The following is a 20,975-nucleotide window of genomic DNA, read 5'->3' on the forward strand; positions in this document are numbered from 1 at the left end:
GGCCGCTGCCTGCGGTCGACTTGCCCCCAAAGTCTGTTGGCGGTTCTGTGGATAAGATGTTCGCTATCGGCTACGGGCCAGGTAATACGTGGCTTTGCCAGTCTTGGTTAAATATTGATCGATTGTGTGTTTTTGCGCCTGTAAAAGGCTGTAAGCCCCTATTTATCGCGTCTTGCAGCAGTTTTCCACAGAAGGCGTGAAGTTGCCCCCAAAGTCTGTTGGCGGTTCTGTGGATAAGGTGTTTGCGTTCAGCTACAGGCCATAGGCGACGGGCCTTTCAGGGTGTTGGTCGAAAAGTGATCAATGGGCGGCGAAACCCGGTGATCTGAATAAGTCACGGATTTTCTTCGGTTTATTTTGCGGGGTGAGCGCAGTTGCCCACAATTGCTGTGGGTGGCTTTGTGGATAAGTTGTTGGGCAAAGGCTGGAGGGCAGGCTGGCAGTGGTCTGCGAGAGATTTGATCAAATATTAAGCAGTGTGAGGTTCAAGTGTGGGAGGGGGGCAATCCCCCTTCCACATTTTTGAGCGGTGGGTATCGGTTATTCGTGTGCAGCCACGCCCTTGAGGTAAGGCGCTGGCGCCGCGCCCAGGTTGCTCAACATGCGCTCGCTGTACCAATCCACAAAGTTCACCACGCCGAACTCATAGGTCTTGGAGTACGGGCCCGGCTGGTAGGCGCTGGAGTTGATGCCGCGCTGGTTCTCCTCGGCCAGGCGACGGTCCTGGTCGTTGGTGGCGTCCCACACCTGGCGCATGCGTTCCACGTCGTAGTCCACGCCTTCCACGGCGTCCTTGTGCACCAGCCACTTGGTGGTGACCATGGTTTCCTGGGCGCTGATCGGCCACACGGTGAACACGATGATGTGATCGCCCATGCAGTGGTTCCACGAGTGCGGCAGGTGCAGGATGCGCATCGAGCCCAGGTCCGGGTTCTTGATGCGGCCCATCAGCTTGGCGCAGCCCTGCTTGCCGTCCATGGTCATGGACACGGTGCCCTTGAGCAGCGGCATGCGCACGATACGGTTGCGCAGGCCGAAGCTGGCGTGGGCGTAAGGGATCTTCTCGGCGTCCCAGGCAGCGGCGGAGGCGGCCACGTGGTCCTTGAAGGCCTGGTCGGCGCGCGGGTCGGTGACGTCGTCCCACTCCAGCAGGGTTTTCAGCAGTTCCGGGTGCGACGCGTTGCAGTGGTAGCATTCGCGGTTGTTTTCCAGCACCAGTTTCCAGTTGGCCTTTTCCATCAAGGTGGTTTGCACCGCCACCTTGGTGTTCTCCATGTCGTAGGGTTCCATGTAGTGGTTCAGGGTCGACAGGAAATCATCGATGGCCGGCGGGTTCTCGGCCAGGCTGATAAAGATATAACCGCCGGCGGTCTTCACGTTCACCGGCTTCAAGCCGTACTGCTTCATGTCGAAGTCGGCGCCCATCTCGGTGCCGGCGAACAGCAGCCGCCCGTCCAGTTCGTAGGTCCATTGGTGGTAGTGGCAGACCAGCTTGGCCACCTTGCCCTTGTCGCTGGTGCACAGGCGCGAACCGCGGTGGCGGCAGACGTTGTGGAACGCGTGCACCACGCCTTCGGCGCCACGGATCACGATGATCGGGTTCTTGCCCACTTGCAGGGTCAGGTAGTTGCCCTTGGTGGGGATCTCGCAGGTCATGCCGGCGATCAACCACTCTTTCTGGAAGATCTCCTGCATGTCGATATCAAACAGCCGGTCATCAGAGTAGAACGGCTGTGGCAGCGAAAACGTGCGCTCGCGCTCTTGCAGCATCTGCGCGGTGGCCTTGCGTGCGGGTTCCAGCGGATCGCCCAAGCTTAAGGTTGCGGTGACGTCCATCGTGTGTGTCCTCATGGCCATTCTGTGTGGCCGGCGAATAGTGGCTGATCAGGTGTGCAGCAAGGCGTAAAGAAAGCGTCGTTGTTGGGAGCGAGTGTGGGGCTGCTGATGCGGCGAACCTTATCCATGAGCGACATGGCCCACTCTGATCCCGACGCGCAAGCCCCGTGGTATGGGGGCTGGTCGCGATAAGTATGTGAATGTCGCAGATAGGTAAGTGGGCGGTTCTCGCGTTACGCAGAATCGCCACCATAAGGCCGACCTCGGCGGTGGAGAACAACATGTCCAATAATTTCCTGAATCCGGTAACCACCCAGACCTGGGCCAATGGTCGGCACATTGTCCGTTGCGTCAAAGTCATCCAGGAAACCTGGGACGTGCGCACCTTCTGCTTCATGGCCGACCAGCCGATCCTGTTCTTTTTCAAGCCGGGGCAGTTCGTCACCCTGGAGTTGGAAATCGACGGCCAGCCGATCATGCGCTCCTACACCATTTCCAGTTCGCCGTCGGTGCCCTACAGCTTCTCGGTGACCATCAAGCGCGTGCCGGGCGGCAAGGTCTCCAATTGGCTGCACGACACCCTGCATGAGGGCCAGGAGCTGGCGGTGCACGGGCCGGTCGGGCTGTTCAATGCCATCGACTTCCCCAGCCCGAAAGTGCTGTACCTCAGTGGCGGCGTGGGGATTACCCCGGTGATGTCCATGGCCCGCTGGTTCTACGACACCAACGCCAACGTCGACATGACGTTTATCCACAGCGCCCGCTCGCCCAAAGACATCATCTACCACCGCGAGTTGGAGCATATGGCGTCGCGGATCGATAACTTCAGCCTGCACCTGATCTGCGAGAAACACGGGTTGGGTGAGCCTTGGGCGGGTTATCGCGGTTATCTGAACCACAAGATGCTGGAACTGATGGTGCCGGACTTCCTGGAGCGCGAAGTGTTCTGCTGCGGGCCTACGCCGTATATGAACGCGGTGAAGCGCCTGCTGGAAGTGGCCGGTTTCGACATGGCGCGGTATCACGAGGAGTCCTTTGGCGCTACGCCGCCGGAAGCGCGGGCGGATGCCGTGGAGCAGGCCGAACAAGCCGCCGATGCGCCGGAAATCGATCTGGCAGACCTGCACCAAGTGGAATTCATTGCCTCGGGCAAGAGCATTCGCGTGGCCCCGGGCGAAACCGTGCATGCGGCGGCCGCCAAGCTGGGCCTGTTGATCCCGAAAGCCTGCGGCATGGGGATCTGCGGCACATGCAAGGTGCTGAAGCTGGGGGGCGAGGTCGAGATGGACCACAACGGCGGGATCACCGAGGAGGACGAAGCCGAAGGCTACATCCTGTCGTGCTGCAGTGTGCCGAAGGGCGATGTGCGCATCGAGTTCTGAGGCTCAGTACAGCCCCGGCCGACGATCCCGATGAACATGGTTGTGGTCGCTGATTGACTTGTTCCTGGCCTGTGCCAGTGGCAGGTCGGCCACCCATTGTTGTTCCATCGGCTGGGAGGCTGCTCCGGCCAGCGGGTAGCCATCGGCGTCGACGATGACCGAACCGCCTACCCAATTGACGCCACGTTCTTCGCCATAACGGTCGCACGCAGCGATGAACATGCGGTTGACCGCCGCATTGGCCTGGACCCGCACGATCTCTGCCGGCCGTTCACCCACGGGGCGCGGGCCGTCCGGCCAGTTCACCGGGGCGCAGAGCAGGTCGGCTTCCGCCAGTGCTGCCAGGCGTACCCACTCCGGCAGTTCCAGGTCGTAGCAGATCATCATGCCGATCCGCCCGACGGCGGTGTCGACCACCGGAGGCGGTGCATCACCGGCGGTGAAGATCAGTTTTTCGCGGTCCCACAGGTGCGCCTTGCGATACACCGTCAACCGCCCGCTGGGTTCGACCAGCGCGGCACTGTTGGCGACGCGTCCCGCGCTCAGGCGCTCGCAGAAGCCTGCGACGATGATGATCCCCAGCGCTTGCGCGAGGCTTTTCCACAGGCTCAGGGTCGGACCGTCGCGTGTCTCGGAGGCCTCGTGGGCTTCCTCCAGGTCCGTGAACATGTAGCCGCTCTGAACCAGCTCAGGCAGGACGATCACCTGCGCATTAAGGCTGGCCGCTGCGCGAATCGAGCGCTCGGTCAGCGTCCGGTTGTAGTGGGTATCGCCGATACGCGGCGCCAGTTGATGACAAACCACGCGTAGCAGGGTCACGACAGGTCTCCTTCCAACGCTCGCTCACTGGCTTGCACGGCCCGCGCTTCGGCGGCGTGGTCGAGGTGGCGGCTCATCATGCAGTAGACCATTGCCGAGACCGCCAGGCCGACGACGAACGCAACATCCGCGCCGCCCAGCATCACGCTGATCGGTCCTTGATAAAAACCCAGCGACATAAACGGAATCATTGCCGCCAGGCCGAGGAAATAGGCAATGAGCCCGGCGCTCGACCAGCGCCCATAGATACCGGCCGGGTTGAAAATGTCGCTGATTGCGTAGTGCCCTTTTCGTATGGCATAGAAATCTGCGAGGTTGACGGCTGTCCAGGGCACCAGGAAATACAGCATCAAGAGGACGAAGGTGTTGAAGCTGTTCAGGTAGCTCTCGGGGATACTCAAGGCAATCACAAAAATCACCGCGGCCACCAGGCTGATCCCAACGATGCGGCTCCTGATCCGCGGCTTGATCGGTACAAAACCGTCAATGGCACTGATCCCGGTGAGCATCGCGCCGTAGCAGTTGACCGCCATGATGCCGACCAGCGCGGGTACTGCGATCAACACGGTAAAGGTGCCAAACCCCGGAAGCAGTTGGTTGCCCACGGCCTGTACGCTGCCGATGGCGTCGGGCGAGGGCAGCGCCGAGGCGAGGAAGGCCCCCAGCGACATCAGCCACAGCGCCGAGCCGGCGGCCCCCAGGTAGGTCCAGAAGATGACGCTGCGCGACGGCGTGTTATGCGGCAGGTAGCGCGAGTAATCCGAGACGTAGACGGCGTAGCTGATCTGGTAACCCGCTGCGGCTGAAAGCTGAATCAGAAAGGCCGACCAGGAAAAATGTGCGTCGACCACCGCGGTGTCGGCCTGCAGGTACATCACGGCGGCGACCGTGAGGACCGCGAACACGCTGATCATCACGTAGGTCAGCCAGCGTTGCACAGTGTGCAGGAGGTCGTGGCCGATCACGGCGATCACCACTGCCAGGATGATCATCAAGGCGTACCACGGTGCACGGTTGCCGGGCAGCACGGTATTGATGGCGTCGGTCGCCAGGATCACGTTGAACACGTTAAAGCCGATGTACACGAACACCACGGCGATAAAGGGCACGATGGCCCCGCGCAGGCCGAACTGTGCCCGCGACTGGATCATCTGCGGCAACCCCATGCGCGGCCCCTGGTTGGCATGGAACGCCATGGCAAACGTGCCCAGGCACACGCCGATGACTATCGCCAGGATCGCGTACACCAGGCTCAGCCCCAAGGCGGCGCCGGTAAACCCGGTGACCAGGGTGGTCAGTACGAAGTTACCGGTGAACCAGAACGGCGCCTGATGCCAGACCTTGCCGTGGCGCTCATTGCGCGGCACGTAGTCAATGGAACGGGTTTCGATTTTCAGCGTGGCGGAGGGCGGGGCAGCCGATCGGTTGGAGGGCGCGTTCATAGGCATCACGGTCTGTTTTTATTAAGTGAGGCTACGAAGAGTCTTGTAACTAAAAAGACAATTGAATCGCTATTCGCAAATAATCACTTCACGAATTTCTGAACTGATTGCCTGAAGCCTGCTGACACAAGGCCTGTATGACGCATCAGTTTTTTATTCCCAAGTGATATAGAGACATTTCCTACAACTAACTACGCTGAGCATCTCAGCCGTCGTATTCGCCCTTCGCATTGAAGCAGTAGGTGGACGTCCTCATTTCATGCCAAGGATGATGACCATGTCTGCTATTCCCTCTCGCAGTAAAGGTGCAGCGCGTTTGCTTGCCAACGATGTCACTGCACTGATTCCAGACTTTCCTTTTCATTACGCCCGGTTTCTTGAGACGGCCGCCAGTCAGGGCACGCCGCTGGCGCGGGTATCCCACCTGGCGTATGGCAGCCAGGTATTGATCGTCGGGGGCGGGGTCGCCGGCCTGGTGACGGCCTATGAAGTCATGCGCATGGGGTTGCACCCGGTGGTGGTAGAGGCCAGTGATCGCATCGGTGGGCGACTGTATTCCCATGTGGCAGGTAATCCGCAAGATCCGGATAACAGCGTCATCTGCGAGCTGGGTGCCATGCGCTTTCCTGTTTCAGGCAAGGCGTTGATGCACTATTTCAACAAAGTTGGCATGACGGCCCGTTCGACCGATTTTCCCAATCCGGGGTCGGCGTTTACCCCCAGTACGGTCGTCGACTATCAGCAGCAACAGGTCTATTACGAACGCGATAACCTGCCGCCTGATTACGCTGAGATCGAGGATAAGTTATTCAACGTGTTTCTTGAGCAGAACCCGATCAAGTTCACTGAGATGGAAACGGCAATGTCCGAGGGCAGCCTGGATCAAGCCAAGATCAAAGCCCTGTGGAACGCGATCCTTGATGCGGGTTGGGACAACCTCAGTTTTTTTGCCGCGATGGTCGAGCAGGCGGGTTGGAGCCGCGAAGATATCGATCTGTTCGGCCAGATCGGCTTCGGCACAGGCGGTTGGAACACCGATTACCCGAACTGCTTCCTGGAGGTGTTACGGGTGCTGTATACCGGGCTGGATACCAACCACAAGCTGATGTACGACGGCTCCAGTGAGCTGCCAAACCGACTTTGGACGCGTGCCCCGGATACTTTTGGCGACGCTATGGTTCATTGGCCTGCGGGTACCACCGTCCGAGGCCTGACCACCCAGGTCATCGCTCAGCCTTTGAAGCAGGAAGTGCGGCAGATCCTGCGGCGGCCGGATGGCAAATTCGACGTGTGGGTGTTTGATCATCATCTGGCAGGCGAGCGCCAATACACCTTTCCTGCCGTGGTCTATACCCCTCAAAAGCGGATCCTCGATAAATTCCGTTATATGGACGGCGCTGCCCGCTTCAATCAGATGAATGACCTGTTGTCCCCCAAGGAATGGGAAGCGGTGATGTACACCCATTACATGCAGTCGGCAAAAATCTTCGCGCAAACCAAACGACCGTTCTGGACCGACGTGGGCGTGGATTTGCAGCACAAGATGAGCGTGACGTTGTCGGACCGAATCACCCGTGGCACCTACCTGCTGGACTACGGCCGCAGCGAAGGGCCTCACAGAGGCAGTGGCATGTTTTTGTCTTACACCTGGAATGACGACAGCCTCAAATTCCTGGGTGATCGCAGTGCGCCGCTGCCGTCTCATGTGCAGTTATGCACAAGCTTGCTGGATAGCGTGTACGCCCCTCATCAGTTGAACCTGGCGGCTGAGTTCGGCATGACCAATCCCTTTGTCGAGATCAACTGGGAAGAGCAGCCGTTTTTCCTGTGCGCGTTCAAAATGAACCTGCCGGGACAATACGAGTACCAGCGCTTGCTGTTTTCCCAGTTCATGAACGGTGTGTCGAGTGGGCAACCCGATGGGTTCATTCTCGCCGGGGACGATGTTTCCTGGACGGGGGGCTGGGCGGAAGGGGCGGTAACGACGGCCTTGAACGCCGTAAATAAACTGGCGGTGCACTTCAACGGTGGGACCTTGCTCACCAACCGCGGCCCCATTGATGAATGGCAAGCGCTTCAGCCCAAAGCCTTGTGAGCATAGGTGTGTGAGTGAGGTGCGGGCGCGATAGGCGCGCAAGTGGCTCCAGCTGCGCGTCGCAGGTCATGAGGCTGCGACGCGGGCTTGCGCGGCCGTCGTTTCAGGCACCCATGACTTCGCGAATATCCGCCGCCAGTTCGCGCACGCGTTCTTCTTCGGTATCCCACGCACACATGAACCGCGCGCCGCCTTTGCCGATAAAGGTGTAGAAGCGCCAGCCCTTGGCCGTCAACGCTGCAATCGCCGGTTCCGACAGTTGCAGGAACACGCCGTTGGCCTGCACCGGGAACATCAACTCCACGCCGGGAATATCCGCCACCAGGCTGCTGAGCAACTGCGCGCAGTGGTTGGCGTGGCGTGCGTGTTTGAGCCAGGCGTCGTTTTCCAGCAGGCCCACCCAGGGGGCGGAGAGGAAGCGCATCTTCGAGGCCAGTTGGCCGGCCTGTTTGCAGCGGTAGTCGAAGTCTTCGGCCAGCTTGTGGTTGAAGAACAGGATGGCTTCACCCACGGCCATGCCGTTCTTGGTGCCGCCGAAGCACAACACGTCCACCCCGGCTTTCCAGGTCAGGTCGGCGGGTGAGCAGCCGAGAAACGCACAGGCGTTGGAAAAGCGCGCGCCGTCCATGTGCAGGTTCAGGCCGAGTTCCTTGCAGGTGGCGCTGATGGCGCGGATTTCTTCCGGGGTGTAGACGCTGCCGACTTCCGTCGCCTGGGTCAGGGTCACTACGCGCGGCTTGGGGTAATGGATGTCCTGGCGCTTGAGGGCGATCTCGCGGATCGATTCCGGGGTCAGCTTGCCGTTTTCAGTGCGGGCAGTGAGCAGTTTCGAGCCGTTGGAGAAAAACTCCGGTGCGCCGCACTCGTCGGTTTCGACGTGGGCGGTTTCTGAGCAAATCACGCTATGGTAGCTCTGGCACAGCGAAGACAGCGCCAGGGAGTTGGCGGCGGTGCCGTTGAAGGCGAAGAACACTTCGCAGTCGGTTTCGAACAGGTTACGGAAACCGTCGGCGGCGCGGTGGGTCCATTCATCGTCGCCATAGGCGCGCTGGTGGCCGTGGTTGGCTTGTTCCATGGCGGCCCAGGCTTCCGGGCAGATGCCGGAATAGTTGTCGCTGGCGAATTGCTGGCTCTTGTCGGTCATGGCCCATTCCTGTGGTCGATGTTGGTGCGCACTTTAACCAAGATTGTCGGGCGTGCGCACGCACTGTAAATGCAAAGTCACTGGGGAATTATGCACGGTACTGAAACGATGGCTGTCGGACGTGTCCGTGATGGCGCTTTGGATTTGCTCAAGTGGCTGGCGCTGCTGTGCATGGTGCTTGATCACCTGCGCTACGTCGGCCTGAGCCTGGATGGCCTGTATGTACCAGGACGCCTGGCGTTCCCGTGGTTTTGCCTGGCGATTGCGGCGAATCTGCATCGGGTCAGGAACGCGCCCGTGACCGGCCAGTGGCGCTACCTGGGTTGGTTGTTGCTGTTCAGTGTGATCAGCGAAGTGCCGTACCGGATGTTTATCGACGATGCCGATACGTTGAATGTGCTGCCGACCCTGGCCTTGGGGTTGCTGGTTGCCCGAGGATGGCAGCAGAAGGCGCTGGTTGATCGAGGATTGGCGCTGATCGCTGTCACGATAGCCGCGGTATTTTCGACGCAGTTAATGTTCGGTTTCTTTGGTGTATTGCTGCCACTGGCGATGCTGTTGGTGTTTCGCAGGCCTTGGTATTTCAGCCTGTTGCCGGGCCTGGTGTGCGTGGCTGCCAACCAATGGCAGATCCTGCTCGATAGCGGCACGCCGGTGGCGCTGATGGGGTTGGCGGCGTGCCTGATTGCGCCGTTGGCGGGATTGGTCCTGTTGCGACATGCCCGCGGCGCCTCGCCGCCAGCCATGCGCCGCTGGGCTTATGCCCTCTATCCCCTGCATTTCCTGCTGCTGCTACTCGTCCGCAAGATCATCGCCTGACCTCCTGTAGGAGCGAGCTTGCTCGCGAAAAACGTCAACGATCATGCGGATTGCCTGAATGAACACCGCGCCCTCAGGTTTTTCGCGAGCAAGCTCGCTCCTACAGGGGCCAGGGTCATTTGCAGGCAATGTCGTAAACGCACCTTTGCGTGGCGTCCGTAGGCATTTGACCTGCCTGCGCCAGCCCTACCATCGCATCAAAGGGCTATGCCACCGTGCACGGGCCTCAACAATACGAAAGGCTGGGAGAGACGCGATGTTCAGCAAGAAAGACCAGATCCAGGGTTATGACGATGCACTGCTGGCGGCGATGAATGCCGAGGAGCAACGTCAGGAAGATCATATCGAGCTGATCGCGTCGGAGAACTACACCAGCAAGCGCGTCATGGAAGCCCAGGGCAGCGGCCTCACCAACAAATACGCCGAAGGCTACCCAGGCAAGCGCTACTACGGTGGTTGCGAGCACGTGGACAAGGTCGAGGCCCTGGCCATCGAGCGCGCCAAGCAGCTGTTCGGCGCCGATTACGCCAACGTACAGCCGCACTCCGGCTCCTCCGCCAACAGTGCGGTTTACCTGGCGCTGCTGAACGCCGGCGACACCATCCTCGGCATGAGCCTGGCCCACGGCGGCCACCTGACCCACGGCGCCAAAGTGTCGTCCTCGGGCAAGCTGTACAACGCCGTGCAGTACGGCATCAACACCGACACCGGCCTGATCGACTACGACGAAGTCGAGCGCCTGGCCGTAGAACACAAACCGAAGATGGTAGTGGCCGGTTTCTCCGCCTACTCCAAGACCCTGGATTTCCCACGTTTTCGCGCGATCGCCGACAAGGTCGGGGCGCTGCTGTTCGTCGACATGGCCCACGTTGCTGGCCTGGTCGCCGCTGGCCTGTACCCGAACCCGCTGCCGTACGCCGATGTGGTCACCACCACCACCCACAAGACCCTGCGCGGTCCCCGTGGCGGTTTGATCCTGGCCAAGGCCAACGAAGAAATCGAGAAGAAACTCAACGCTGCCGTATTCCCCGGCGCCCAGGGCGGCCCGCTGATGCATGTGATCGCCGGCAAGGCGGTGTGCTTCAAGGAAGCCCAGGAGCCAGGCTTCAAGGCCTACCAGCAACAAGTGATCGACAATGCCCAGGCCATGGCCAGCGTGTTTATCAAACGCGGCTACGATGTAGTGTCCGGCGGCACCGATAACCACCTGTTCCTGGTCAGCCTGATCCGTCAGGGCCTCACCGGCAAAGAGGCGGACGCCGCCCTCGGTCGCGCCCACATCACCGTCAACAAGAACGCCGTACCGAACGACCCGCAGTCGCCGTTCGTGACCTCGGGCCTGCGCATCGGCACCCCGGCGGTGACCACGCGTGGTTTCAAGGTGCCGCAGTGCATCGAGCTGGCCGGCTGGATCTGCGACATCCTCGACAACCTCGGCGATGCCGACGTCGAGGCCAACGTGGCCAAGCACGTGTCTGCCCTGTGCGCTGATTTCCCGGTTTATCGCTGAGCGCGGTTTTGGAGTAATGACTATGCAACGCTACTCGGGCTTCGGCCTCTTCAAGCACTCACTCAGCCATCACGAAAACTGGCAGAAGATGTGGCGCACGCCGACCCCTAAAAAGGTCTACGACGTGGTCATCGTCGGCGGCGGCGGGCATGGTCTGGCAACCGCCTACTACCTGGCCAAAGAGCACGGCATCACCAACGTGGCCGTGGTCGAGAAAGGCTGGCTGGGCGGCGGTAACACCGCGCGCAACACCACCATCGTGCGCTCCAACTACCTGTGGGACGAGTCGGCGCACCTGTACGAACACGCGATGAAACTGTGGGAAGGCCTGTCCCAAGACCTGAACTACAACGTGATGTTCTCCCAGCGTGGCGTCTACAACCTGTGCCACACCCTGCAGGACATCCGTGATTCCGAACGTCGCGTCAGCGCCAACCGCCTTAACGGCGTGGATGGCGAGTTGCTGAATGCCAAGCAAGTGGCCGACGAGATTCCGTACCTGGATTGCTCGAAAAACACGCGCTACCCGGTACTCGGCGCCACCGTGCAACGTCGCGGCGGCGTGGCCCGTCACGATGCCGTGGCCTGGGGCTTTGCCCGTGCGGCCGACGCCCTCGGCGTGGACTTGATCCAGCAGACCGAAGTGATCGGCTTCCGCAAGGAAAACGGCGTGTGCATCGGCGTGGAAACCAACAAGGGTTTTATCGGCGCCAAGCGCGTCGGTGTGGTCACCGCGGGTAACTCCGGGCACATGGCGTCCCTCGCCGGCTTCCGTTTGCCGATCGAATCCCACCCGCTGCAAGCGTTGGTGTCGGAGCCGATCAAGCCGATTATCGACAGCGTGATCATGTCCAACGCCGTGCACGGTTACATCAGCCAGTCCGACAAGGGCGACCTGGTGATCGGCGCCGGTATCGACGGTTACAACGGCTATGGCCAGCGCGGCTCGTACCCGGTGATCGAACACACCATCCAGGCCATCGTCGAGATGTTCCCCGTGCTGTCGCGGGTGCGCATGAACCGCCAGTGGGGCGGTATCGTCGACACCACCCCGGATGCCTGCCCGATCATCTCCAAGACCCCGGTGCCGAACATGTTCTTCAACTGCGGTTGGGGTACCGGTGGCTTCAAGGCCACCCCAGGCTCAGGCAACGTGTTTGCCGCCAGCCTGGCCAAAGGTGAGATGCACCCATTGGCTGCACCTTTCTCCATCGACCGTTTCCACAACGGTGCGTTGATCGACGAACACGGCGCTGCGGCCGTCGCCCACTAACAGGAGAAATTCCCTATGTTGCATATCTTCTGTCCTCACTGTGGCGAACTGCGCTCCGAAGAGGAATTCCACGCGTCCGGCCAAGCGCACATCCCGCGCCCGCTGGACCCGAACGCCTGCACCGATGAAGAGTGGGGCGACTACATGTTCTTCCGCGATAACCCGCGTGGGTTGCACCACGAACTGTGGATTCACGCCGCCGGTTGCCGCCAGTATTTCAACGCGACCCGCGACACCGTGACCTACGAAATTCTTGAAACCTACAAGATTGGCAGCAAGCCGCAATTCACCGCCAAGGCTTCTGGAGAGAAGGTATGAGCCAGATCAATCGCCTGTCCAACGGTGGCCGGATCGACCGTAACAAAGTCCTGACCTTCAGCTTCAACGGCCAGAGCTACAAAGGCTTCGAAGGTGACACCCTGGCCGCTGCATTGCTGGCCAACGGCGTCGACATCATCGGCCGCAGCTTCAAGTATTCGCGCCCACGCGGCATCTTTGCCGCCGGCGCCGAAGAGCCGAACGCGGTGCTGCAGATCGGTGCCACCGAAGCCACCCAGATTCCCAACGTGCGTGCTACGCAACAGGCGCTGTACCAGGGGTTGGTTGCCACCAGCACCAACGGCTGGCCGAGCGTGAACAACGACATGATGGGCATTCTTGGCAAGGTCGGCGGCAAGCTGATGCCGCCGGGTTTCTACTACAAAACCTTCATGTACCCGCAATCGTTCTGGATGACCTACGAGAAGTACATCCGCAAGGCTGCCGGCCTTGGCCGCTCGCCGACCGAGAACGATCCGGACACCTACGACAACTTCAACCGTCATTGCGACGTGCTGGTGGTCGGCGCCGGCCCTGCTGGCCTGGCGGCTGCACTGGCCGCCGCGCGCAGCGGTGCCCGCGTGATCATCGCCGATGAGCAGGAAGAGTTCGGCGGTTCCTTGCTCGACTCCCGCGAAAGCCTCGACGGCAAGCCCGCCACGGAATGGGTCGCCAGCGTTATCGCCGAACTGAAAGCCCTGCCGGACGTGGTGCTGCTGCCCCGAGCCACCGTCAACGGTTACCACGACCATAACTTCCTGACCATTCACGAGCGCCTGACCGACCATCTCGGTGACCGTGCACCGATTGGCCAGGTGCGCCAGCGCATCCACCGTGTGCGTGCCAAGCGTGTGGTCCTGGCGACCGGTGCGTGTGAGCGTCCGCTGGTGTACGGCAACAACGATGTACCGGGCAATATGCTCGCCGGCGCGGTCTCCACCTACGTGCGCCGCTATGGCGTGGCACCGGGCAAGAAACTGGTGCTGTCGACCAACAACGATCACGCCTACCGCGTTGCCCTGGACTGGTTTGACGCTGGCCTGCAGGTGGTCGCCGTGGCCGATGCCCGTCACAACCCACGTGGCGCGCTGGTGGAAGAAGCGCGCGCCAAAGGCATTCGTATCCTCACTGGCAGCGCCGTGATCGAAGCCCGTGGCAGTAAGCACGTCACCGCCGCTCGCGTGGCTGCCATCGATGTGAAAGCCCACAAAGTCACCAGCCCCGGCGAGTGGCTGGACTGCGACCTGGTGGCCAGCTCCGGCGGCTACAGCCCGGTGGTCCACTTGGCCTCGCACCTGGGCGGCAAACCGACCTGGCGTGAAGACATCCTCGGTTTTGTACCGGGCGAAGCCCCGCAGAAACGCGTGTGCGTCGGTGGCATCAATGGCGTCTACGGCCTTGGCGATTCCCTGGCGGACGGTTTTGAAGGCGGCGTGCGCGCGGCCAGCGAAGCCGGCTTTACCCCGGTGGAAGGCACGTTGCCCAAAGCCTTGAGCCGTCTTGAAGAGCCGACCCTGGCGCTGTTCCAAGTGCCTCACGAGAAAGCTACCGCACGGGCGCCGAAGCAATTTGTCGACCTGCAGAACGACGTCACCGCCGCCGCCATCGAGCTTGCTACCCGCGAGGGTTTCGAGTCGGTCGAGCACGTCAAGCGCTACACCGCGCTGGGTTTCGGCACCGACCAGGGCAAGCTGGGTAACGTCAACGGCCTGGCGATTGCCGCGCGCTCGCTGAACGTGACCATCCCGCAGATGGGCACCACCATGTTCCGTCCCAACTACACGCCGGTGACCTTCGGCGCGGTAGCGGGCCGTCACTGTGGGCATATCTTCGAGCCGGTGCGCTACACCGCGCTGCACGCCTGGCACGTTAAAAACGGCGCCGAATTTGAAGATGTCGGCCAGTGGAAACGCCCATGGTACTTCCCACGCAATGGCGAAGACCTGCACGCCGCCGTGAAACGTGAATGCCTGGCCGTGCGCGACAGCGTCGGCCTGCTGGATGCCTCCACCCTCGGCAAGATCGACATCCAGGGCCCGGATGCGCGTGAGTTCCTCAACCGCATCTATAGCAACGCCTGGACCAAGCTCGACGTGGGCAAGGCGCGCTACGGCCTGATGTGCAAGGAAGACGGCATGGTCTTCGACGACGGCGTCACCGCCTGCCTTGCCGACAACCACTTCCTGATGACCACCACCACCGGCGGCGCGGCTCGCGTACTCCAGTGGCTGGAAATCTACCAGCAGACCGAATGGCCGGACCTGAAGGTGTACTTCACCTCGGTCACCGACCACTGGGCGACCATGACCCTGTCCGGCCCCAACAGCCGCAAGCTGTTGGCGGAAGTCACCGACATCGACCTGGACAAGGACGGCTTCCCGTTCATGACCTGGAAGGAAGGCTTGGTTGGCGGTGTGCCGGCGCGGGTGTTCCGTATCTCGTTTACCGGTGAGTTGTCGTACGAAGTCAACGTGCAGGCCGACTACGCCATGGGCGTGCTGGAGCAAATCGTCGAGGCGGGCAAAAAGTACAACCTGACCCCGTACGGCACCGAAACCATGCACGTACTGCGTGCCGAGAAAGGTTTCATCATCGTTGGCCAGGACACTGACGGCTCGATGACCCCGGACGACCTGAACATGGGCTGGTGCGTAGGCCGCACCAAACCGTTCTCGTGGATCGGCTGGCGCGGCATGAACCGTGAAGACTGCGTGCGCGAAGAGCGTAAGCAACTGGTGGGCTTGAAGCCGGTCGATCCAAAAGTGTGGCTGCCGGAAGGCGCGCAGTTGGTGTTCGATCCGAAGCAGGCGATTCCGATGAAGATGGTTGGCCACGTCACCTCCAGCTATGCGCATAACTCCCTGGGTTATTCGTTTGCGATGGCGGTGGTCAAGGGCGGCTTGAAGCGTATCGGTGAGCGGGTGTTCTCGCCGCAAGCGGATGGCAGTGTGATCGAGGCGGAGATCGTGTCTTCGGTGTTCTTTGACCCGAAAGGCGAGCGGCAGAACATCTGATAGACCGGGTCGCCTGCATCGCAGGCGAGCCCCCTCCCACAGGGAATGCATTCCAAATGTGGGAGGGGGCTTGCCCCCGATGAGGCCAGAACAGTCACCACAGAATTCAAAACAGGTGCTTTATGACAGCAGCCAATGTTTACCAACAACGCCCCACCACCGGCGCCAAGGCCGAGTCGTCGCTGCACCATGCCGACCTCGCCAGCCTGGTCGGCAAGGGCCGCAAGAACGCCGGCGTGACCGTGCGTGAAAAGAAACTGCTCGGCCACCTGACCATCCGTGGCGACGGCCATGACGCCGCCTTCGCCGCTGGCGTACACAAAGCCCTGGGCATCGAGTTGCCTGGCGCCCTGCAGGTCATCGTCAAAGGCGAAACCAGCTTGCAATGGCTCGGCCCGGATGAGTGGCTGCTGGTCGTGCCCAGCGGTGAAGAATTCGCCGCCGAACAAAACCTGCGTGCTGCGCTGGGCGACCTGCATATCCAGGTCGTCAACGTCAGCGGCGGCCAGCAGATCCTCGAACTGAGCGGCCCGAACGTGCGTGATGTGCTGATGAAGTCCACCAGCTACGACGTGCACCCCAATAACTTCCCGGTGGGCAAGGCGGTGGGCACGGTGTTCGCCAAGTCGCAACTGGTGATCCGCCATACCGCTGAAGACACCTGGGAGCTGGTGATCCGTCGCAGCTTCTCGGATTACTGGTGGCTGTGGTTGCAGGACGCCTCGGCTGAATTCGGCCTGAGCGTTCAAGCCTGATATGACCCTGTAGGAGCGAGCTTGCTCGCGAAAAACGTCAACGATAACGCGCGCATCCTGAATGAACGCGGCGCCCTTGGATTTTTCGCCAGCAAGCTCGCTCCTACAGTCAGCAGCATCGCTGTATGAGGAGTTAACTGTAATGAGCCGCGCACCCGATACATGGATTTTGACTGCCGACTGCCCCAGCGTGCTCGGCACGGTGGACGCGGTCACCCGCTACCTGTTCGAGCAGGGCTGTTATGTGACCGAGCACCACTCGTTCGATGACCGCCTCTCGGGCCGATTTTTTATTCGCGTGGAGTTCCGTCAGCCCGACGGTTTCGACGAGCAGGCGTTTCGCGCCGGCCTGGCCACGCGCGGCGAAGCCTTTGGCATGATCTTCGAGCTGACGGCGCCGAACTACCGGCCAAAAGTGGTGATCATGGTCTCCAAGGCCGATCACTGCCTGAACGATCTGCTGTACCGCCAGCGGATCGGCCAACTGTCGATGGACGTGGTCGCGGTGGTGTCCAACCACCCTGATTTGAAACCGTTGGCCGACTGGCACCAGATTCCCTACTACCATTTCCCTCTCGACCCGAACGACAAACCGTCCCAGGAGCGTCAGGTGTGGCAAGTGATCGAAGAGACCGGCGCCGAACTGGTGATCCTTGCGCGCTACATGCAAGTGCTGTCGCCGGAGCTGTGCCGCAAGCTGGATGGCAAGGCGATCAATATCCATCACTCCTTGTTGCCGGGGTTCAAGGGCGCCAAGCCGTATCACCAGGCGTACAACAAGGGGGTGAAATTGGTCGGCGCCACGGCGCATTACATCAACAACGATCTGGACGAAGGGCCGATCATCGCCCAGGGCGTGGAGGTGGTGGATCACAGCCACTATCCCGAGGATTTGATTGCCAAGGGGCGCGATATCGAAGGGCTTACCTTGGCCCGGGCGGTGGGGTATCACATTGAGCGGCGGGTGTTTCTGAACGCCAATAGGACGGTGGTGCTCTGACTGACGCCAATCGGGGGCAAGCCCTCTCCCACATTTGGAATGCGGTCGAATGTGGGAGAGGGCTTGCCCCCGATGAGGCCCTCACAAACAACACAAGAAACAGCATCTGTACCCGAGCACTCAACGCGCTGCCCACCCTACGGGCAACGCAGTTCCATAAAAACAACAGCGAGGTGAAAGCATGTCTGGTAATCGTGGTGTCGTGTATCTCGGCAACGGCAAGGTCGAAGTACAGAAAATCGACTATCCCAAAATGCAGGACCCCCGTGGCAGGAAGATTGAGCACGGCGTCATCCTGCGCGTGGTCTCCACCAACATCTGCGGCTCCGACCAACACATGGTGCGTGGCCGCACGACTGCCCAGACCGGCCTGGTGCTTGGTCACGAGATCACTGGTGAAGTGATCGAGAAGGGCAGTGACGTCGAAAACCTGAAGATCGGCGACCTGGTTTCCGTTCCCTTCAACGTCGCCTGCGGCCGCTGCCGCTCCTGCAAAGAACAACACACCGGTGTGTGCCTCACCGTCAACCCGGCCCGTGCCGGCGGCGCCTATGGCTACGTCGACATGGGCGACTGGACCGGTGGCCAGGCTGAATACGTACTGGTGCCCTACGCCGACTTCAACCTGCTGAAACTGCCGGACCGCGACAAGGCCATGGAGAAAATCCGCGACCTGACCTGCCTCTCCGACATCCTCCCGACCGGCTACCACGGCGCCGTCACGGCCGGCGTGGGTCCGGGCAGCACGGTGTACATCGCCGGTGCCGGTCCTGTCGGCCTGGCTGCCGCCGCCTCCGCGCGCCTGCTGGGTGCGGCGGTGGTGATCATCGGCGACGTCAACTCTATCCGCCTGGCCCACGCCAAGGCGCAAGGGTTTGAAGTGGTCGACCTGTCCACCGACACCCCGCTGCACGAACAGATCGCCGCCCTGCTGGGCGAGCCTGAAGTGGACTGTGCCGTTGACTGCGTGGGCTTCGAAGCCCGCGGCCACGGGCACGACGGCGTCAAGCACGAAGCCCCTGCCACGGTGCTCAACTCACTGATGGGCGTGGTGCGCGTGGCGGGCAAGATCGGCATTCCCGGCCTGTATGTCACCGAAGACCCAGGTGCTGTCGACGCTGCCGCAAAAATGGGCAGCCTGAGCATCCGCTTCGGTTTGGGCTGGGCCAAATCCCACAGCTTCCATACCGGCCAGACCCCGGTGATGAAGTACAACCGCCAGCTGATGCAGGCGATCATGTGGGACCGCATTCACATCGCCGACATCGTGGGGGTTGAAGTCATCAGCCTGGATGACGCCCCACGTGGGTATGGCGAGTTCGATGCGGGCGTGCCGAAGAAGTTTGTGATTGATCCGCATAAGTTGTTCAGCGCGGCATAAATCCCAGGCATACGAAAACCCAAATGTGGGAGAGGGCTTGCTCCCTCCCACATTTGGGTTGTGGTGTTTGGGGTCTCAACGGTTGGCCAAGGCACCTTGGTAGACGGTCGGGCCCGTCGGTTGCTTGCTCACCGAGCCCCCTTTGCTCTCCGCACTCACCATCAATTCCACGGGCTTGCTGATCGAGGCCTGCTGCCTTGGGTTCAAGCCGATGATGCCTTCGCCATCTTCCGGTAACAGCCCAAGTGACACGGGCTTGCCGCCATTGGGAATCGCCCACAGTTCCAGGCTCTGGTCCGGCGCGGGTGTGGTGATGGCGATGGGTTGCACTTCCAGGTAATCCTTGTGCGCCATGATCTGCGCCGCCGGCTGTTGGGTGGTGGTGATCAGGGTGGCGGTGGACTTGACGTTGTCCTGAGTGTAGAACGCGACGCCGAGGCCGGCGATCACGGCCACGCAGACGCCGATAAACAGGCGTGGACGGCTCCAGAAGGGTGGTTTTGGCTCAATCATGGGGGGGCGGGTCGCGCTCATGGAATTGTTCCTGACAGGTTTTGGAGTCATTTCATTGACTCTGCCCCAGCCATTGGGTTCCTGGGACGCCTCGGAACAATGTGCCGGATACCCAGTCAAACGCCTGCTTTTACCCCTACATCCAGAGGTTGTTTCGATGAAGATTTCACGCGGTTTCGCCCTTTCCTGCCTGATGAGCCTGGCCGCCGCCCCGGTGTTTGCCGCAGGGTTCAGCCTTGGCGACGCGGCCAATGCCATCTCCGGCATGCAAGGGGGTAACAACAAGGCCGCAGCCGCCGCACCGTCGTCCGAGACGGCGGACCTGCTGACCACGCTGACCTCGCAACTGAACATCACCCCCGAACAAGCCGTGGGCGGTACGGGCGCCATGCTGGGCCTGGCCAAGAACAAACTGAGCGGCAACGACTATTCGCAACTGGGTAACAGCGTGCCGGGCCTTGACCAGCTGTCGGGCAACAATGCATTGGGCAGCCTCGGGGCCTTGAGCGGGATGCTCGGCCAGAACGGTGGCAGCAAGACCAGCGGCCTGGACGGCCTGCTGGGTAACGTGAAGAACACCAACGACCTGAATACCGCGTTCAGTGCCCTGGGCATGGACAGTGGCATGGTCGGCCAGTTTGCCCCGCTGATCCTGCAATACCTGGGCGGGCAGGGTGCCAACAGCTCGCTGCTGGGTAAACTGGCCCAGGCCTGGGGCACCGGTAGCTAAATACGCTCTGCGCGCAGTTGAGCGATGCGCGCATCCTTCTCCTTCCAGAGCTGGTTCACCCAGTTCTGGACGCTCTGGCGAAACGCCGGATCGTTCTCATAATCCCCTTGCCACAACGCCGGGTCCAGCTCACGGGTGTGGATATCAATGATCACCTTCGGTACCGCGCCGCTGATCAAATCCCAGAACCCCGGAATCTTTTGCTGCGGGTAGACCACGGTTACGTCAAGCACCGCGTCCAATTGTTCACCCATGGCCGCCAGCACAAACGCTACGCCGCCCGCCTTGGGCTTGAGCAAGTGAGTGAATGGCGAATCCTGCTGCTTGCGCTTGGCCTCGCTGAACCGCGTGCCTTCCAGGTAATTGACCACCGTCACCGGCTGGCGCTTGAACAGCTCGCAGGCTTGCTGGGTGATCTTGAGGTCCTGGCCGGCCAGTTCCGGGTGCCTGGCCAGGAACGCCTTGGTGTAGCGCTTCATGAACGGGTAATCCAGCGCCCACCAGGCCAGGCCGAGGAAGGGTACCCAGATCAGCTCTTTTTTCAGGAAGAATTTGAAGAACGGCGTGCGGCGGTTGAGGGCCTGGATCAGCGCCGGGATGTCCACCCAGGATTGGTGGTTGCTGATCACCAGGTAGCTGGTGTCGCCGCGCAGTTCGTCGCCGCCGCGAATGTCCCACCGGGTGGGGATGCACAAGGAGAAAATAAGCTTGTCGATCTCGGCCCAGGTCTCGGCGATCCACATCACCGCCCATGAGGCATAGTCGCGAAACCGCCCTGGGGCCACCAGCTTGAGCAGGGCAAAGACCATCAGTGGGCCAAACAGCACCAAGGTGTTGAGCAATAGCAGCAGTGTGACCAAACAGCCGGTGAGCAGGCGGCGCATAAGTAACTCTTGGAATCTTGTGGGCGGGCCATCATAAGCAAGCTGAGTCTATAGGCCAAA

Annotated in this window: 17 protein-coding genes; 11 read left to right on the forward strand and 6 right to left on the reverse strand. The window is 61.1% G+C overall.

What is annotated here, in order from left to right; all coding sequences use genetic code 11:
- Positions 1-540: 540 nt before the first annotated feature.
- Positions 541-1,836: a glycine betaine monooxygenase oxygenase subunit gene (gene gbca / locus AC1Q6I_RS00880; protein WP_024077790.1), complete on the reverse strand. Its 1,296-nt coding sequence runs from the start codon at positions 1,834-1,836 to the stop codon at positions 541-543.
- Between the two features lie 281 nt (positions 1,837-2,117).
- On the opposite strand from gbca, the gene gbcB reads away from it, so the two are divergent.
- Positions 2,118-3,218: a glycine betaine monooxygenase reductase subunit gene (gbcB, locus tag AC1Q6I_RS00885; RefSeq protein WP_024077789.1), complete on the forward strand. Its 1,101-nt coding sequence runs from the start codon at positions 2,118-2,120 to the stop codon at positions 3,216-3,218.
- A 3-nt stretch (positions 3,219-3,221) separates the two neighbouring features.
- On the opposite strand, the gene AC1Q6I_RS00890 is transcribed toward gbcB, so the two are convergent.
- Together AC1Q6I_RS00890 and AC1Q6I_RS00895 are read right to left on the reverse strand one after the other, a co-directional pair.
- The gene (locus tag AC1Q6I_RS00890) at positions 3,222-4,037 is read right to left on the reverse strand and encodes a nitrilase-related carbon-nitrogen hydrolase (RefSeq protein WP_024077788.1); all 816 of its coding nucleotides are present in this window, start codon (positions 4,035-4,037) and stop codon (positions 3,222-3,224) included.
- Complete coding sequence (locus AC1Q6I_RS00895) at positions 4,034-5,479, reverse strand: purine-cytosine permease family protein (RefSeq protein ID WP_102625029.1); 1,446 nt, start codon at positions 5,477-5,479, stop codon at positions 4,034-4,036. The genes AC1Q6I_RS00890 and AC1Q6I_RS00895 overlap by 4 nt, the downstream gene beginning before the upstream one ends.
- Positions 5,480-5,756: 277 nt before the next feature.
- On the opposite strand from AC1Q6I_RS00895, the gene AC1Q6I_RS00900 reads away from it, so the two are divergent.
- Positions 5,757-7,574, forward strand: coding sequence for a flavin monoamine oxidase family protein (locus tag AC1Q6I_RS00900; RefSeq protein ID WP_102625030.1), 1,818 nt, complete (start codon positions 5,757-5,759; stop codon positions 7,572-7,574).
- 103 nt (positions 7,575-7,677) lie between these two features.
- Here the strand turns inward: AC1Q6I_RS00900 and AC1Q6I_RS00905 are convergent, their stop codons facing one another.
- Positions 7,678-8,718: a threonine aldolase family protein gene (locus AC1Q6I_RS00905; protein WP_003176549.1), complete on the reverse strand. Its 1,041-nt coding sequence runs from the start codon at positions 8,716-8,718 to the stop codon at positions 7,678-7,680.
- Positions 8,719-8,808: 90 nt separating this feature from the next.
- Between AC1Q6I_RS00905 and AC1Q6I_RS00910 the strand changes: the two genes are divergently transcribed.
- From AC1Q6I_RS00910 to fdhA, 8 genes are all read left to right on the forward strand, one after another.
- The gene (locus AC1Q6I_RS00910) at positions 8,809-9,537 is read left to right on the forward strand and encodes a TraX family protein (protein WP_102625031.1); all 729 of its coding nucleotides are present in this window, start codon (positions 8,809-8,811) and stop codon (positions 9,535-9,537) included.
- A gap of 256 nt (positions 9,538-9,793) precedes the next feature.
- Positions 9,794-11,047 (forward strand): serine hydroxymethyltransferase, encoded by a 1,254-nt coding sequence (gene glyA / locus AC1Q6I_RS00915; protein WP_024077784.1) that lies wholly within the window; start codon positions 9,794-9,796, stop codon positions 11,045-11,047.
- Between the two features lie 22 nt (positions 11,048-11,069).
- On the forward strand, positions 11,070-12,320 hold the full coding sequence (locus AC1Q6I_RS00920) for a sarcosine oxidase subunit beta (protein ID WP_010207084.1): 1,251 nt from the start codon (positions 11,070-11,072) through the stop codon (positions 12,318-12,320).
- Between the two features lie 15 nt (positions 12,321-12,335).
- Positions 12,336-12,638 (forward strand): sarcosine oxidase subunit delta, encoded by a 303-nt coding sequence (locus tag AC1Q6I_RS00925; RefSeq protein WP_024077783.1) that lies wholly within the window; start codon positions 12,336-12,338, stop codon positions 12,636-12,638.
- The gene (locus tag AC1Q6I_RS00930; RefSeq protein ID WP_024077782.1) at positions 12,635-15,652 is read left to right on the forward strand and encodes a sarcosine oxidase subunit alpha; all 3,018 of its coding nucleotides are present in this window, start codon (positions 12,635-12,637) and stop codon (positions 15,650-15,652) included. The genes AC1Q6I_RS00925 and AC1Q6I_RS00930 overlap by 4 nt, the downstream gene beginning before the upstream one ends.
- Before the next feature lie 122 nt (positions 15,653-15,774).
- Positions 15,775-16,407, forward strand: a complete 633-nt coding sequence (locus tag AC1Q6I_RS00935; RefSeq protein WP_024077781.1) for a sarcosine oxidase subunit gamma — start codon at positions 15,775-15,777, stop codon at positions 16,405-16,407.
- Positions 16,408-16,549: 142 nt separating this feature from the next.
- Positions 16,550-17,407 (forward strand): formyltetrahydrofolate deformylase, encoded by an 858-nt coding sequence (gene purU / locus AC1Q6I_RS00940; RefSeq protein ID WP_024077780.1) that lies wholly within the window; start codon positions 16,550-16,552, stop codon positions 17,405-17,407.
- A gap of 181 nt (positions 17,408-17,588) precedes the next feature.
- Positions 17,589-18,788 (forward strand): formaldehyde dehydrogenase, glutathione-independent, encoded by a 1,200-nt coding sequence (gene fdhA / locus AC1Q6I_RS00945; protein ID WP_017847873.1) that lies wholly within the window; start codon positions 17,589-17,591, stop codon positions 18,786-18,788.
- Between the two features lie 75 nt (positions 18,789-18,863).
- Here fdhA and AC1Q6I_RS00950 read toward each other — a convergent pair whose 3' ends face one another.
- On the reverse strand, positions 18,864-19,322 hold the full coding sequence (locus AC1Q6I_RS00950; RefSeq protein ID WP_024077779.1) for an anti-sigma factor: 459 nt from the start codon (positions 19,320-19,322) through the stop codon (positions 18,864-18,866).
- A 136-nt stretch (positions 19,323-19,458) separates the two neighbouring features.
- Here AC1Q6I_RS00950 and AC1Q6I_RS00955 point away from each other — a divergent pair, with 136 nt between their 5' ends.
- On the forward strand, positions 19,459-20,031 hold the full coding sequence (locus tag AC1Q6I_RS00955) for a DUF2780 domain-containing protein (RefSeq protein WP_024077778.1): 573 nt from the start codon (positions 19,459-19,461) through the stop codon (positions 20,029-20,031).
- Here the strand turns inward: AC1Q6I_RS00955 and yihG are convergent.
- Entirely contained in the window at positions 20,028-20,915 is an 888-nt protein-coding gene (gene yihG, locus AC1Q6I_RS00960) for a 1-acylglycerol-3-phosphate O-acyltransferase, YihG family (RefSeq protein ID WP_069077124.1), read from the reverse strand. The genes AC1Q6I_RS00955 and yihG overlap by 4 nt on opposite strands.
- Positions 20,916-20,975: the final 60 nt, after the last annotated feature.

It is taken from the genome of Pseudomonas sp. MPR-R2A5, assembly GCF_058793055.1.